This window comes from Kocuria sp. HSID16901, from assembly GCF_003989425.1.
GTDB lineage: Bacteria > Actinomycetota > Actinomycetes > Actinomycetales > Micrococcaceae > Rothia > Rothia massiliensis.
The window spans coordinates 1-15,329 of the sequence record NZ_RBLM01000001.1 but is presented as its reverse complement, the minus strand read 5'-3'; the positions used below and the strand labels follow the sequence as shown (position 1 = coordinate 15,329).

Annotated in this window: 14 protein-coding genes; 8 read left to right on the top strand and 6 right to left on the bottom strand. The window is 59.6% G+C overall.

The genetic code is table 11. From position 1 onward, the window contains the following. Positions 1–2 precede the first annotated feature (2 nt). Positions 3–1,679: a sodium:solute symporter family protein gene (locus tag D8M21_RS00070; RefSeq protein WP_126855549.1), complete on the bottom strand. Its 1,677-nt coding sequence runs from the start codon at positions 1,677–1,679 to the stop codon at positions 3–5. Positions 1,680–1,898: 219 nt separating this feature from the next. Between D8M21_RS00070 and D8M21_RS00065 the strand changes: the two genes are divergently transcribed. From D8M21_RS00065 to galK, 3 genes are read left to right on the top strand one after another with little or no spacing between them, the layout of a single operon-like run. Next, the gene (locus D8M21_RS00065) at positions 1,899–2,693 is read left to right on the top strand and encodes a DeoR/GlpR family DNA-binding transcription regulator (protein WP_048683960.1); all 795 of its coding nucleotides are present in this window, start codon (positions 1,899–1,901) and stop codon (positions 2,691–2,693) included. Further along, positions 2,690–3,817 carry a galactose-1-phosphate uridylyltransferase gene (gene galT / locus D8M21_RS00060; protein WP_126855546.1) on the top strand — a complete coding sequence of 376 codons (1,128 nt, stop codon included), beginning with the start codon at positions 2,690–2,692 and terminating at the stop codon, positions 3,815–3,817. Before D8M21_RS00065 ends, galT begins: the two co-directional genes overlap by 4 nt. Then, positions 3,814–5,136 (top strand): galactokinase, encoded by a 1,323-nt coding sequence (gene galK / locus D8M21_RS00055; protein ID WP_238650860.1) that lies wholly within the window; start codon positions 3,814–3,816, stop codon positions 5,134–5,136. The genes galT and galK overlap by 4 nt, the downstream gene beginning before the upstream one ends. A gap of 119 nt (positions 5,137–5,255) precedes the next feature. Here the strand turns inward: galK and D8M21_RS00050 are convergent, their stop codons facing one another. Further along, positions 5,256–5,714 carry a ribose-5-phosphate isomerase gene (locus D8M21_RS00050; protein ID WP_048683969.1) on the bottom strand — a complete coding sequence of 153 codons (459 nt, stop codon included), beginning with the start codon at positions 5,712–5,714 and terminating at the stop codon, positions 5,256–5,258. Between the two features lie 164 nt (positions 5,715–5,878). Here D8M21_RS00050 and D8M21_RS00045 point away from each other — a divergent pair, with 164 nt between their 5' ends. Together D8M21_RS00045 and D8M21_RS00040 are read left to right on the top strand one after the other, a co-directional pair. Then, complete coding sequence (locus D8M21_RS00045; RefSeq protein ID WP_048683971.1) at positions 5,879–6,328, top strand: acyl-CoA thioesterase; 450 nt, start codon at positions 5,879–5,881, stop codon at positions 6,326–6,328. A gap of 53 nt (positions 6,329–6,381) precedes the next feature. Further along, positions 6,382–8,076: a long-chain-fatty-acid--CoA ligase gene (locus D8M21_RS00040; RefSeq protein WP_238650858.1), complete on the top strand. Its 1,695-nt coding sequence runs from the start codon at positions 6,382–6,384 to the stop codon at positions 8,074–8,076. A gap of 163 nt (positions 8,077–8,239) precedes the next feature. Here D8M21_RS00040 and brnQ read toward each other — a convergent pair whose 3' ends face one another. Beyond that, a complete protein-coding gene (gene brnQ, locus D8M21_RS00035; protein ID WP_048683974.1) occupies positions 8,240–9,652 on the bottom strand; it encodes a branched-chain amino acid transport system II carrier protein in 1,413 nt (470 codons plus the stop codon). Positions 9,653–9,877: 225 nt separating this feature from the next. Here brnQ and D8M21_RS00030 point away from each other — a divergent pair, with 225 nt between their 5' ends. Beyond that, positions 9,878–10,624 (top strand): SDR family oxidoreductase, encoded by a 747-nt coding sequence (locus D8M21_RS00030; RefSeq protein WP_048683978.1) that lies wholly within the window; start codon positions 9,878–9,880, stop codon positions 10,622–10,624. A 198-nt stretch (positions 10,625–10,822) separates the two neighbouring features. On the opposite strand, the gene D8M21_RS00025 is transcribed toward D8M21_RS00030, so the two are convergent. After that, positions 10,823–12,430 carry a helicase HerA-like domain-containing protein gene (locus D8M21_RS00025; protein ID WP_048684162.1) on the bottom strand — a complete coding sequence of 536 codons (1,608 nt, stop codon included), beginning with the start codon at positions 12,428–12,430 and terminating at the stop codon, positions 10,823–10,825. A 175-nt stretch (positions 12,431–12,605) separates the two neighbouring features. Here D8M21_RS00025 and D8M21_RS00020 point away from each other — a divergent pair, with 175 nt between their 5' ends. Both D8M21_RS00020 and D8M21_RS00015 read left to right on the top strand, forming a co-directional pair. Next, positions 12,606–12,785, top strand: coding sequence for a hypothetical protein (locus D8M21_RS00020; protein ID WP_048683981.1), 180 nt, complete (start codon positions 12,606–12,608; stop codon positions 12,783–12,785). Between the two features lie 99 nt (positions 12,786–12,884). After that, positions 12,885–13,319 (top strand): VOC family protein, encoded by a 435-nt coding sequence (locus D8M21_RS00015; RefSeq protein ID WP_048683985.1) that lies wholly within the window; start codon positions 12,885–12,887, stop codon positions 13,317–13,319. A gap of 400 nt (positions 13,320–13,719) precedes the next feature. On the opposite strand, the gene D8M21_RS00010 is transcribed toward D8M21_RS00015, so the two are convergent. Together D8M21_RS00010 and D8M21_RS00005 are read right to left on the bottom strand one after the other, a co-directional pair. Then, positions 13,720–13,911 carry a hypothetical protein gene (locus D8M21_RS00010; RefSeq protein WP_048683988.1) on the bottom strand — a complete coding sequence of 64 codons (192 nt, stop codon included), beginning with the start codon at positions 13,909–13,911 and terminating at the stop codon, positions 13,720–13,722. Between the two features lie 667 nt (positions 13,912–14,578). Continuing rightward, positions 14,579–15,082, bottom strand: coding sequence for a hypothetical protein (locus D8M21_RS00005; RefSeq protein ID WP_126855544.1), 504 nt, complete (start codon positions 15,080–15,082; stop codon positions 14,579–14,581). Positions 15,083–15,329 lie beyond the last annotated feature (247 nt).

Below are 15,329 nucleotides of genomic sequence, written 5' to 3'. Positions count from 1 at the left end.
TCTTAGAGGAATGGGAGGTAGAGAAGCACACAGAGGACCAACGCCGCAGTACCAAGAAGGGCCGGCGAGCGGTACCACACGGCATCGCCGACGGCCACGTCGGATTTAACGTCGACCGTACCCACACCGTAAACCAGGCCTTGAAGCTCACTCAGCGGCTTGGGCTTCGACACGAAGGTCACCAGCACCGACACCACGATCACGGCCACGAAGGAGTAAATAGCTCCGTACATGGTCTCCGCCGTCGCAGAGCCGAAGAGTGACTCGTCGTTGAGGTAAGCGATCCAGACGATCGTCGGGGCGATAATTCCGGCGATATAACCCCAGAGCCCTGCAGCGGGAGTCATGCGTTTCCACAGAAGCCCCAGAATGAATACGGCAAAGAGCGGCGCATTGAAGAACGAGAAAAGCGTCTGCATGTACGTCATGATGTTGCCGAACTGAGCCGCAAGGAAAGCCGTTCCGATGCCAATCACGACGCCGATCGCCGTGACCCATCGACCAGCCGACAGGTAGTAGCCGTCCGGCATGTTCGGCTTGATGTATTCCTGCCAGATGTCGTACGTGAACACCGTGTTGAAGCTAGACACGTTGGCGGCCATACCCGCCATGAAGGATGCCATCAAACCGGTCACGGCAACGCCCAAGACGCCGGACGGAAGGTACATCTGAATGAGCTTAGGAATCGCGTCGTTATAGGTCAGCGAACCGTCCGCGAACTGGTTACCGATCGTCGCGGCGGCAATCAGACCCGGCACGACGACGATGAACGGAATGAACAACTTGGGGAACGCACCAATCAGGGGCGTGCGTCGGGCCGCCGACATGTTCTTCGCAGAAAATGCCCGCTGCACCTCGGTGAAGTTGGTGGTCCAGTAGCCGAAGCTCAGAACGAATCCCAGGCCAAGCACGATGGCGAGCCAGTTGGCGCCGATCGGGTTCGTGACGTCGCCGATTCCGGTGCCTTGCCACGCCGACAGATGAAGCCTGCTGACGCCCTCCGTATTCATGAGGGCTTCCTTCAATCCGGACCATCCGTGCACGCGGTGCAGTCCAACGACCGTCAGCGGAACCAGGCCGGCCACGATCACAAAGAACTGCATCACTTCGTTGTAAATCGCGCCAGACAGGCCACCAAGTGTGATGTACAGCAGAACAAAGCCCGCGGAAACCACGATGGCGACCCATTGGGGCCAACCCAGCATCGCCTCGATGATGATGGCCATCGCGTAGAGGTTGATGCCCGCAATCAAGACGTTGGAGACCGCAAACGCAATCGAGTTGACCGCGTGGGCGGCCTTGCCGAAACGGCGCAGCATGAATTGCGGCACCGAGCGGACTTTAGAACCGTAGTAGAAGGGCATCATGACCAGGCCGAGGAAGACCATGGCCGGGACGGCGCCGATGATGTAGTAGTGCAAGGTCGCCATGCCGATTTCGGCACCGTTCGCGGCCATGCCCAAGATTTCTGTGGCGCCGAGGTTGGCCGAGACGAAAGCCAGGCCCGTGATCCAGGCGGGCATAGACCGACCCGACAGGAAGAAGTCCATGCTGGTTTTGACTCGTCGCTTTGCCGCGATACCGATGGCAAGCACGGTCGCGAAGTAAAGGAAAAGCATCAGGTAGTCGACCCATGAAAGGGACAACGGGATGCTACTACTGGCATCTGCAAGCAACATCGCTTGCCTCCTGGAGAGTTCGATCGCGCACACTATTGTGCGGAGATGTTCGTAATTGTTGAATTTTGCATTCAGCCTACACGCAGGAACGGGGGTGTCAACCCCCAAATCTCGGCACCATAGCGCCTAATAGGCATCGACGCATGCATGTTCATTACTGTTCGATTCGATGGCATACTAAGACCAGACTTGAACGCACAACGGCCGGAAGGAGTGACGATGCTCGCCGAAGAACGCCGAAAACTGATCGTCCGCGAAGTCCAAAAACACGGCACGGTTCATGTGCAGGTGCTGGCCGAGAACCTCAATGTTTCGCCAATGACCGTCCGTCGGGACCTAGCCGACCTTGACGAACAGGGGCTCCTCAACAGAATTCATGGTGGCGCAGAATCCACGAAGTCCACCCTTGAGCCCGCCTACGCGGACAAGATGTCCCGTAACGCCGGAATAAAAGCAGGCATAGCGCAGCGCGCCGCCGAGATGGTCTCATCCGACCAATCACTCGGGTTCTCCGCGGGCACCACGTGCACTCGACTGGCTCAAGAACTCACCAGCCGCGCGGATATCTCCAATCTGACCATCGTGACCAATTCCCTCCCCGTTGCCGAAGAATTCTTCACGGCGGAACACTCCGCCGCCGGCAACCACCCCGACAATCCTCATCACGTCTTACTCACCGGCGGGCAGCGCACACCATCGGATGCCCTGGTCGGCCCGGTCGCCGACCTTGCCTTGACCAACCTTCACGTGGACACGCTCTTCATCGGTGCTCATGGCGCGGGGATCTCAGGACTCACCACACCCAACCTCGCCGAGGCCCGCACCAACCGGGCCCTCATCGAATCGGCACGGACCGTCGTGGCCATTTTCGATCACTCCAAATGGGGCACCACTGGACTCGCCGGATTCGCCGATTGGCCGGAGGTCGACGTCGTCGTGACCGATTCCGGACTTCCCGCCGTGGCCCACGACTTTCTAGAAGACAACGTCAACAAGGTGGTCATTTCCTCATGACACAGCCGAACTCTCCCCGCATCACCCGCGGGCAACTCGCCGACGGCCGAGAAATCTTCTTCTTCGATGACACGGAGCCGTATCTCTCGGGCCACAAGACGCGGCAGATTCACGATCCGCGTCCCCTCGACGAGCGCACCATGCCACCGCATGAAGCGGCGAGCGTTCGCGTGGACCCGTTGACCGGGCACCCCGTGGCCATCGCCGCACACCGCATGAACCGCACCTTCCTACCTCCCGCTGACGAGGATCCCCTAGCCCCCGCAGGTCGCGGCACCGTTCCGTCAGAAATTCCTGAAGCCGAATACGACGTCGTCGTTTTCGAAAACCGCTTCCCCTCCCTCCAGGGCCCCCTCGAGATCTACCGGGACGAGCCGCTCTTTGAGGAGACCTCCCCCGCCGGCCGATGCGAAGTCGTGTGTTTCACCTCGGATTGGGAGGGTTCCTTTGCCGAACTGGGCCACCGCCGCGCAAGAACGGTCATCGAGGCCTGGACGCACCGCACGCGAGAACTCTCCCGCCTCGATGGGGTGGCCCAGGTTTTCCCGTTCGAAAACCGCGGCGAGGAGATTGGGGTGACGCTTCACCATCCGCACGGGCAGATTTACGCGTACCCTTACGTCACTCCGGAAACCGCCGACGTCGCACGTCAGGCCGAAGAATGGGCGGAACGCACCGGAGGCGATCTCCTAGACGATGTGCTTCAGGCGGAGCTCAAAGATGGTACGCGCATCGTGGCAGAAACCGCCTCATGGGTGGCCTATGTTCCGTTCGCGGCGAAGTGGCCCGTGGAATTTACCGTGATGCCTCGACGTGCGGCACGGGATTTCACGGAACTCACCGATACCGAGAAGGATGAGCTCACCGACCTGTATCTGGACCTCTTGGGCCGATTGAACCGCTTCTTCGACGAGGTCGACCACCTTCCCTACATCGCCGCGTGGCACCAGGTGCCCGTTCGAGGCGGCAAACACATCTCGAGAATGCGACTGCACGTGTTTTCCCTGCTCCGAGCGCCCGGGAAGCTCAAGTACCTTGCGGGTTCCGAATCGGCCATGTCCGCGTGGATCAACGACACCACGCCCGAACGCATTGCTCAACGACTCCGGGAGGTCGCGCCGTGACCAACCTTGAATGGATTGACGCACCATCCGCTCACGAGGCCACCGCCGCGATTCGCGAGGCGTTCGTCTCCGCCCACGGCTTCCAACCGTGGGGCATCTTCTCGGCACCTGGCCGGGTCAATCTGATCGGTGAGCACGTTGACTACAACGGCGGCACCGTCGTCCCGCTCGCACTTCCCCATCGCACGTACGTCGCCGTCTCGCCGCGCGCCGATGGCGTCGTCCGGGCCGCCTCCGCCCAAGAAAACGGGGGTGCAGAGTCGGTGTCCCTATCCCAGCTCACCCCGGGGAGCCTCTCGGGTTGGCTAACCTATGTCGCGGGGGTTCCGTGGGCCATGAGCCAGGCGGGCCTCGCCGGTGGTGACGACGGTCAGATCGCCCCGGGGGCAGAGATACTCGTGGATTCTGCGGTTCCGCTCGGTGCCGGGCTCTCCTCTTCAGCCGCGCTCGAATGCTCGGTTGCTTTGGCCGTGGACTCCCTGTGCACGCGAGACCACCCAGAACGCGATCTCCTCGCGGCCACAGATGAGGGGCGTGGACGACTCGCAGCGGCTTGTATCCGCGCTGAAAACGAGATCGCCGGGGCTAACACGGGCGGAATGGACCAGTCCATCTCGCTACGAGCCCATGAAGGCTCGGTGTTGACCATTGATTGCCGTGATTTCTCGTCCCGCCCTATTTCCATCGATATCGCCGGGGCCGGCCTGGCCCTCCTCGTGATCGACACCCGGGCCCCTCACCGCTTGGCCGACGGTCAATATGCCCACCGACGCTCAGGTTGCGACGCGGCGGCGAAAGCCCTGGACGTGCCGACCCTGCGCGATGTGCTCCCCGAGGACATCACGGAGGCGGATCTCAGCACGGCATTCGAGACCTGGGAGAACACTCTCCGCCGAGGCGAAGTCGTCATCCCCGAAGGTCACGACGCCGACTCCTTGACCGGGCTCGTGCGGCATGTATGGACTGAGGTGTTCCGCGTCGAACAGTGCAAGACGCTATTCTCCTCGAACGTTGCGGCCGAAAATCCGGCCTGGTTGCGCTTGGGAGAGCTCCTGGACGCCTCGCACGCTTCCCTACGGGACGACTACCAGGTCAGTTGCCCCGAGTTGGACCTCGCCGTCGATGCCGCGCGTGAAGCTGGAGCCTTGGGTGCCCGCATGACCGGTGGCGGCTTCGGAGGCTCGGCCATCGCCTTGGTACGGGCCGAAGATGTCGCTGCAGTGGCATCCGCCGTCGACCAACAATTCCGTGCCGCCGGGTTTAATCGCCCAGCATTTTTGGAAGCGGTGCCATCAGAGGCAGCCCGCCGAGACGTCTGACCCATCACGCACACGAGGACGCCGCGCTCCCCACCTCAGGGGTAGGGGCGCGGCGTCGTCGTTCATGGACCAGCCGGCAGGGTGTACAGCTGGCTGGCGTCATGTGTTTTCTGTGGGTTTTAGTCCCCTTCGTATGCGCAAATGGCGTCAACCTTGGCAGCCGACGACGAGTTTGGGTCGAATTCCAGGTCCAGCCAGGCATCGACCAACGTGCGGGCGAGCTCCAAGCCAATCACGCGCTCCCCCATGCACAGGACCTGCGCGTTATTGGACAGCACCGACCGCTGCACCGAATAGATATCGTGAGCGGTCACGGCGCGGATCCCCTTGACCTTATTGGCCGAAATCGCGACGCCCAGGCCCGTGCCGCAGATCAGCAAGGCCCGGTCGGCCTCGCCGGCAATAACTTTTTCGCCGGCCGCAGTCGCCACGTTGGGGTAGTACGTCGAATCGTCCGTTCCCGTGACGCCGACGTCGAGAACCTCATCGACGCGGTCATCGGCTAGGAGGTCCGCTTTCAAAGCTTCTTTGTAGTTGTATCCGGCGTTGTCCCCGCCAACCACGATCTTCAGTCCCATAGTGTGCTCCTCTCGACATCCGGCATAACCGCCAGCCACGCCCCATTATTTCGATTGGGGTCGCCCGATGCACTCTCTGCACGGAATTTCTCGCCGCGCCGCATGATGTGGACCGTTCTCGCTAGGATCGACGAGAACCCTCCCTGCGAAAGGACGATCCCTCCGTGACCGAATACCCCGCCTTTGCCGAGCCCGTTGACATTCGTTGGTCCGACCAAGACTTGATGGGCCACGTCAATAATGCCCGCATCCTGACCCTCGTCGAGGAATCCCGCATTTTGTGGCTGCGTTCCCTCAACGGTTGGGTCAGGGAAATCAACCCGACGGTCGTGGCTCGCACGGAAATCAATTACCGCAAACCGGTCCTCTACGGCCCCGAATTGGTCATTGAACTCGGCGTAGGGCGAATCGGCAGCTCGTCATATTCGATCACTTTCCGAGGTGTCCAGGAGGAATCCGTCGTGTTCGACGGCGTCAACGTCTTGGTCGGCGTCGATCCTGAGAAGCTCGCTCCCCGCCAACTCTCGGCAACCGAAGTTGAAATTTTGGAACGCTTCGGAACCTTCGACCCGGAACACCCGACCGATCTCTCACTGCCGCCCGTTTCTCGATAGTCGGAGGCGATTCCCGAAACCTCTTTGTGTCGTGTATCACTAGCGCGTATGCTGTGGCGCAATATCTCCACGGCGAGTACGCCAACGACAACGATGAGGCACGCATGCTCCAAGGACGGCCGGCCACTACCGGCGATGACTACCCGCTCAACATGACGTCGCTGTTCCGCTATGCGGCACGAACCTTTCCCGATAACACCGTCACCTACCGTGACTTTGAGGGCACGTGGCACCGGTCGTCCTATCGAGAAGAATTCACGCGAATCGCCCGCATGGCCCATGCCCTGACGAGGATCGGCGTCGAGCCAGGAGACACCGTGGGCGTGCTCGACTGGAACTCACAGCGCCACCTCGAGTTGTATTTCGCGGTGCCTGCCCTCGCGGCGACAATGTTGCAGCTCAACCTCCGACTCGCGACGGAAGACCTCGGATATGTCATCGACCATTCCGAGGCCACGTGGGTGTGCGTCGATGAATCCTTGTTGCCCATGGCTGAAGCCCATCGGGACCAGGCAAAGATCAAGGGCTGGATCGTCATGTCGGATCGCCCGTCGAACGAGATCGAGACAAGTCTTCCCAACGTCGCCTTCCTTGAGGACCTCATGAACGACGAGTCGGAGGAAGACATCTTCGAGCGGATCGACGAGAAAACGGCTGCCTACGCCGGATACACCACAGGAACCACAGGGCGCCCCAAGGGCATCTTGTATTCCCACCGAGCCATGTATCTCCATTCTTTGGGCGTGGTCTCCTCCATGACGATGACGTATAACTCGACGGTCATGCTCGTGACCCCGATGTTCCACGTGATGTGTTGGGGCTTCCCTCAAGCTGCGGTGGCGGCTGGAGCCCGGATCGTTCTCCCCGGACGCTGGCAGGCACAGGATATTGCCGTATTGGGTGACGCTCTAGCACGGGAAGCGGTGACCGTTACCAATGCGGCGCCGTCTATTTTGACGCCCCTGCTCGAGTACTTTCGCTCCTTGCCCGAACCGCCCCGGTTGGACGGTCTCAGCATCATCTGCGGCGCCAGCGAGCCACCGCTGTCTTTGATGCGAGGCTTCAAAGAAGTGGTCGGCGCGGACGTCGTGCACGCATACGGAGCTTCGGAGACCTCTCCCCTGGTCTCGACGAACCGGGAGTTGCCGCCCGCCCTTCAGCAGCTAGGAGAGGATGAGGCCTGGGACGTCAAACGGTCACAGGGCCTTCCCATGCTGGGCGCCGAAGTCAAGATTGTCGATCTCGAAGGTCGGCCTCAACCGCACGACGGCGAATCGGCCGGCGAGTTGCTGGTTCGGGGCCCGTGGATCACGACGTCGTACGTCAACCGGCCGGATACGCAAGACTGTTTCGATGATGGATGGTGGCGTTCAGGCGACGTCGGCGTGATCGACGCTCGCGGCTATATCAAGCTCACGGATCGCCTCAAGGACGTCATCAAGTCCGGCGGGGAGTGGATTTCCTCGATCGATATGGAAAACACCATCGTGGATCATCCCGATATCGCCGAGGCGGCCGTGATTGGCGTGCCCGACGAGACCTGGGACGAACGCCCCGTGGCCTATGTGGTCCCCCGCCCTGGAACGAATGTCACAGAGGCCAGCGTGTATGACCTCCTCGGGGCGCGATTCGCCAAGTGGCAGCTGCCCGAGCAAGTGATCATTGCCAACGAGCTCCCGCGCACTTCGGTCGGGAAGCTCAATAAGCGGCAGATGAGGGCGGACTTCGCCGCAGGCAAAGAGAACTGAGACTTCTTTGACGTGATTCCGAGCTTGCGTCGCGGCCCTCCTCAGGCCCTCCACAGGGTCGGTTCCTAGTATCGGAAGTACCTCATAGGTGCGAGTGATTGATGGAAGGACGGCCCCCGATATTCGGGGGCCGTCCTTTCGTGTATGGAGTTGTGGGTCGAAACTACGTGGTCGAAGTCCCTGCGACGTCGACGGCGCCGGTCCGTGCCTCCGCCTCGGAGACAGTTTCCCCACCGAGGGGAACGCCCTTCCTGGCTCCGCCGGCAAGATCCATGACAACGCCAATGACGGCGGCCACTACCGTGGGAACAAACCAACCGAGATCCTGCGCGTGCCCAGGCGACCACCCAATCAACGTCGTGATGAGATCCGTGCCCACGTTGAGTGAGCTGAGGGTCATGAGCGCGGCCCACAAGGTCGCCACCGTCAAAGCCAAGATGTAGGACCAGTGAAGGCGACGGCGGATCAGCGGTTCAATGAGAGTCAGCAAGATGAGCGTGATCGCCGGCGGGTACAGGAATCCCACGATGGGCCCCGCGATGGCAAGCACCGTCTCGAGTCCCGTCGTGGAGACCGCGAAGGAAATGAGGCAGAAGATCACCAACCATGCACGGTAGGAAACCTTGGGAACCAATTTATTGAAGTATTCCGAGGTTGCCCCGAGCAGGCCCACTGCGGTGGACAAGCATGCCAGGAGAACGATCAGACCGAACACTACGGTTCCCGGCGTCCCCATCGTTTGAGAGGCGGCGTCGGCCAACAACGCCGCGCCGTCCTGATATCCGGCGCCGTTGGGGATGAAGTTTCCGATGTATCCCAGCCCCAGGTAGATCAGGCCGAGGAATGCACCGGCGATGATGGCCGAAAGCCCAACACCGCGCACGAGCTTCGGGCCCGCTGGGAGACCCTTATGACGCAGTGCGGATACGACGAGAATTCCGAACGCGAGAGCTGCGATGGAGTCCATCGTCAGATATCCGTTCACGAAGCCGGCGGGACCAGCATGAGTCGCGTAGTCACCCGAAGCTTGTCCCGTGTGATGGTCGATCGTGAAGATGCCGAGAATGATCAAGACGGCCAGCAGGATTAACAGCGCCGGCGTCAAGTACTTGCCCAGCTTGTCGACGAGACCATTAGGGTCCAAGCACATCAGGAAAGCGACGATAAAGAATACGGCGGAGAACCCGGCCGCTGCACCTGTGGATTCCCAACCGAAAACTGGGGTTACGGCCGAAGAGAAGCTCACGGTGGCCGTACGTGGCAATGCGTAGAACGCGCCGATGGACAGATACGCCAAGATCGGGAAGATGAGCCCGAAGATCCGGCCGCCTCGTCGGGCTAGGTCTTGCACGTCGTTGCCGGTAATCGCCACGGCAATCACCGCGAGGACGGGAAGCAAGACGCCCGTACTAATGAAGCCAATAATGGCCGGCACAAAGTGTTCACCGGATTCAACGCCTACGATCGGCGGAATAATGAGATTTCCCGCCCCGAAAAACATTGAAAACAGCATCATTGCCGCGATGGCAATGACCCACCCGGACTTACTCTTTGGTTCTTGCGCTGTATGCGCCATGTGGTCTGGCATTCCTTTGCGTGCTCGTGATGATGGGCTGGGTTGCACCCCTTGCCCCCAGAGGGGACAAGGAATAAGGCTACCCGCGCACCGCCCACGGTGAGAATAGAGAACCGTGCCTATCTCGACTTCTGAACACCGGCTACAGCGTCCGGACATGGGTTTACGGTCCTATGAGGACTACCGTGGAAGCAAGATCTCTTCCTGCGAGGAAAGGTAAATCACATGAACCGCATTGCCATTACTGGAGCCACGGGTTCCATCGGCCAACTCATTGTCGCCGAAGCCGAGAAGAAAGATCTTCAGGTCGTCTCCCTGAGCCGGTCCACCGGTATCGATTTGTTGACTGGCGCTGGTCTCGAGGAGGCTTTAGCCAATGTCGACGCCGTCATCGACGCATCGCAAGTCGGCGATCCGACCTCCGATGACCCTGTGACGCCGATTCTTACCGGTGCGCGTCACCTCATCGATGCGGCGAAGTCCGCCGACGTCGGGAGATTGGTCATGCTGTCCATCAACGGAGTGCAAGACAAAGGTCTCCAGCAATTTCCGTTCTACGACGCCCGCGCGCAGCAGGAAAAACTGGTCGCCGACTCAGGTCTCACCACCACGATCGTGCGTAGCTCGCAGTGGTTTGAGTTTGCATTGAATCCGGCGGCGGTTACGGAGAACGACGAGAATGTCGTCGTTCAAGACTGGAACATCCAGCCGGCCGCCGCTTCTAGCATCGCCAGATATCTTGTCGAGGCCGCCCTGGGAGAACATGGCGACGGCGTCGTGACGGTGTGCGGACCGGATGCCATGCGGCTCCCCGCCCTCACCGAGGCCGTGCTGGCTCATCGGGACGATGCGCGACCCGTTGACATTCAGGATCCTCCCTTGGCCGGCCTGGGCGACGGGACGCTACTGGCTCCGGAGGGTTCGGATCTCGTGGGGCCGACCCTGGATCAGTGGCTCAATACTTCGCACTGACCAGGACGATTACCGGCCGACGGGATGCACATGGAGCTGATTCGATGAATTCTTTCTGGTGCATACAAGGCTTCATTCAGTGCCCGCACAGGGTCGCGACCTAGAGTCGTAACTACCTCATAGGTGCGAGTGATTGATGTGAAACGGCCCCCGGTGTACACCGGGGGCCGTTTCGCGTCGCCAGGTGCATTCGACGGCCTAGCCGAAGAATCCACCCTTACGCTTCCGACCACCACGTGAGGTTCCGAAGAGTCCGCGAACGAGTTCACGGCCAAGCTGGGACGCTACGTTGGTGCCCACACGCATCATGGCGTCGTTACGCTTTCTGCGTTCCCGCTCTTCATCCTTTTCCCGCTGAGCCTCAGAACGTTCCCGTTCCTGAGCCTCACGCTCGTCATCGCTCGGCTGCTTCTTTGAGGCGGGAGCTTCGGATGCTTGTTCCTGGTCGTCGCTGTCGCCTTCCTTCTGCTCGGTCAATTTCTCGAATGCCGAGTAGGAATCCACAACCTTCGAATATTTCGGCGCAAGCTCGCTCCCTTGAACCACCTTCTCCAGGGTGGATGGGGAAGCCGGTGCCATGCGGGACTGCGGGGCATACATACGCGTCCAAGCCACCGGGGACGGAGCGCCGGTATCCGTCATCACCGTCACCACGGCTTCACCGATGCCAGCGGAGGTCAGAAGCTCCTCGAGATCGTATGCGGACTTGGGGAACGTTGAGACGGTAGCTTTAAGGGCCTTGGCGTCCTCTGGCGTAAAGGCGCGCAGGGCGTGCTGGACGCGGTTGGCCAGCTGACCGAGGACGTCTCCGGGGACATCTTTGGGCGTTTGCGTGATGAAGAAGATTCCGACGCCCTTGGACCGGATGAGCCGCACCGTCTGAGTCACCGACTCGAGGAAGGCCTTCGACGCACCGTTGAACAACAGGTGTGCTTCGTCCAGGAAAAATACGAGCTTCGGTTTGTCGACGTCGCCCACTTCAGGAAGGTGTTCGAAGAGATCCGCGAGAAGCCACATGAGGAATGTCGAAAAGAGCTGCGGCTTCGACTGGAGGTTAGATAGCTCGAGCGCCGAGATGATGCCGCGTCCGTCCTGCGCCGTACGGAGAATTTCTTGGGTGTCGAACTGCGGCTCGCCGAAGAATTTGTCCATGCCGTCTGCCTCGAGGCCGACCAATTTGCGCAAGATGACGCCAGCGGTCGCTTTCGAGAGCCCTCCAAGCTCCGACAAGGCCTCTTTGCCTTCTGCGGAGGTCAAGAACTGAATCACGGCCCGCAGATCCGCGAGGTTATAAAGCTCCAGCTCATGTTGGTCGGCGTAGTGGAAAATCAACTGGAGACTCGACTCCTGCGTCTCGTTGAGTTCCATGACGCGGGACAAGAGGATCGGCCCAAAAGACTGAATCGTGGAGCGGATCGGCACGCCGGTGCCTTCGCCACCGAGCGTATAGAACTCCGTGGGGAAGGACTGCCCCTTCCACTCCTGGCCGATGGCCTGACTCCGCTTTTCCAACTTTTCGTTGCCTTCGCCAGCTTCGGCGAGCCCGGAGAGGTCTCCTTTGACGTCGGCGAGAAACACCGGGACGCCCTGGGCAGATAGTTGCTCGGCCATGGATTGAAGGGTTTTGGTCTTGCCCGTGCCGGTAGCACCCGCAACGAGTCCATGCCGGTTCATCATCGACATCGGGAGGCTCACGGGAACCTCGGGATGAGGTTCCCCTTCACTCATCGCGGCGCCAAGACGCACCACGTCCCCGTCGAACTTGTATCCGTTCGCAATCTTTTCGAGCTGTTCGTCTGTAGCCATGACAGACACGTTACCGACCAGAACCTCCATCGAGGCGTCGTCTTACCTTAAATGTGGAAAACCATTGAGTACCTCGGAATCTGGGTCCGACAAGAGACGGCGCGCTGAATCCCAGATATTCTGGCGTGATGCAGGCACCTGCCCGCGATAATCCGACGCACCGTGGAGGCCCACCGTGAAAAAGATTCCCGATGTCTTCCTCGTATGCCTGTGCGTTTTTATGGTCGCCGTGGTTGCTGAGTTCATCATGGCCAGCATTGGCGGCGTCAATCCGTGGCTCCTCGTAGCCATCGTGGTGCTGTCGATCCCCGCAGCCATGGCGGCCGTTTGGTGGAGAAATCACAGGGACAACTAAGCAAAACCCTTCTCAGTTCAACGCATATTCACCTTAGAGTTGGACCATAGAGCCACCATTCGGGGATATTCCCCGTGCTCTGTCCAGAAGGAGCCCAGCATGTCCCTCCAATTGAATCCCTATCTAACCTTCACGGGTGACGCTCGCGCCGCGCTGAACTTCTACCACGAAACGCTTGGCGGCGATCTCACCGTTTCGACCTTTGCCGATTTCCAGGCTCCCGTGGACGAGAAAGACGCGGACAAGGTGATGCATGGTCAGTTGGCAACGCCCCACGGCCTTCTCATCTTGGCTTCCGACGGCGGAATTATGGACGCTGTCCCCCGCCAGATCGGTAATCCGCAGGTCGAGGTTGCCCTTCTCGGTAGTGCACAAACGGACGAGCAGGAAGCACGCGGTTGGTTCGAAGGCCTCTCGCAGGGCGGAGAAGTCACCATGCCGTTAGAAAAGGCTCCGTGGGGCGATGTTTTCGGCTCGTTTACCGACAAATTCGGCGTCCGCTGGATGATCAATCTCGAGGCCCCCAAGGCCTGAACGATGACGATCTGACATGAGATGGGGCGGCGTCGAGCCAAGAAGTGCGACGCCGCCCGGCCTTGGATCATCGGAAAAATTCGTCGCCCGTAACAAGAACGGCGATAGGAGGGGTGAATCCCCAAGGCATCGGCGATCGGTCCACCGCAACAACCCGCTCGCTAACCCCACGTCATGCGAGAAGTACGGCTTACCTGCCGATGCATACGAGGCTACTCCTGGCCCGTGACGACAACTCGGAGAGCTTGCGGTCCACCCACGGCCTGTGCGCCACATCACCCATAATCAGAAGCGAATCCTTCACATGGAGAGAGTCGCCAGCAGAAAATCGTTGTGACGAACATCAAATTTTGGGGCGGGCTGCTTCACCTCATACGCCGACAACAGCCCGGGCACTCGATCACGAAAAGAATGCTTCCCGCTCGGAACGCCTCCGGCTCGCAGCCTCTGGAACTCCGGTTTCCGCAGGCCGGCCCCGCCTTGCTTCCGACGCCGTCACGCCGATGGCGGCATAGATCAGCAGTGCAACGACGCCGCCTAACGCAACCAGACTCGTCACCATCAGTATCGACATGAGACCAACTAAAGCCATCTTCTAAACCTCCTCTTAGTGTGTCTGCTTGTCACGCTAGCTCTCGTGGCCTGCTCCGAGCAGTAGAGATGGGTCTACTTCCCCACCGGGGCACCATGAAGTTGCCTCTCTTCCAGGGGAATGGCGGGAAACTCGTCGGTGCCAGAACATAAAAAACCGGCCCCGACCAGTGTTTCCACTAGTCGGGGCCGGTTTCATGGGCGGAGGATGGGGGATTTGAACTGCCACGGGCAAACATGCATCGTAGAGCGTCATTCGACGTTCTGAGGCTTGAAATCAAGGGGCTTCAGCTATGCGAACTACATCCAGATACCTAGAAAATCAGCCCGATACGTCGGCGGCGTTGCAAGGATTGTTGCAACAACTTGTCCCCGTTGATGCGGCTTTCACGTGATGAACGGCGGGAGCTTGTGGGGGAGTTGTCCAATGCGGGCATGTCCACGCGGGCTATCGCTCCCGTTGTCGGTGCCCATTTCGACACTGTGGCTCGTGACGTAAAAGCAGGTGTCGTAAATACGACACCTGAACCGCGGGAGACGTTCGAGGATCACTCAGGCGGTGTCAACCCCGACGAGGCCGTCGACGAGCGGCCCTACGGAAAGCCCCCTCGGTACTCCCAAACGAAACTGCACAAGCGCCTCATAGCTTTTGGAACGTTGCAGGCCTATCAAAACCCCGCACGAGAACCAACACTCCTGAGGATCACGCCAATTGCGCCCTTCTGCGCCCGATTTGATCGGTCCAAATTGACTTGCGCCAGTAATTCTCCTTGCCAAAATATTTCAACTTCCACGGAATATGGCCATTCGTCCCACTCTGTCAGACGAGCCGGCATAAAGCTCGCAATATCTCCGATCACGATATTTAAACGACTATCCGAGAACCTGTAGGAAGCTAGAGAAGTACGAGCATTCGTCCTATCAATAGAAATCGCTTCAGCTAGCATGAAACCCGAGTCAGAAAAAATGAACGCCCGGAACCTATCATCCTCTGATAACACGAAAGCACCCTTGGCTTCCGAATCTCTTAGAATAGGCATAACAGCTTCCGCGCACCGACCCGCGCAGTACTTGCGAACCTCATCAAAATGTAGCGATGCAGACTCACTCGAAGCGGATATTAGATATTGACTAACTCGGTCGAAATCATCTTGAAGTTCTGTGTTTCCCATACCATTCCTCACTAGAACAATGAACGCATGAACAGCGCCAAAGTGAAGTCTATCACTCCGGCGTCACACGCCAATCCCTCGGGCGATACGCGTCTCAAACCGCATAATCATGCAGAAAAACTCACGTCACACACGTGAGACACGGTAGAAAACCTTCTGGGCGGATCTTCGTAAACCCGTAGGGGTGAAGTAGGGGGCCGGGAGGGGTAACCCCCTGGGTATTTATGCATGTGCCGAATGTTTATGC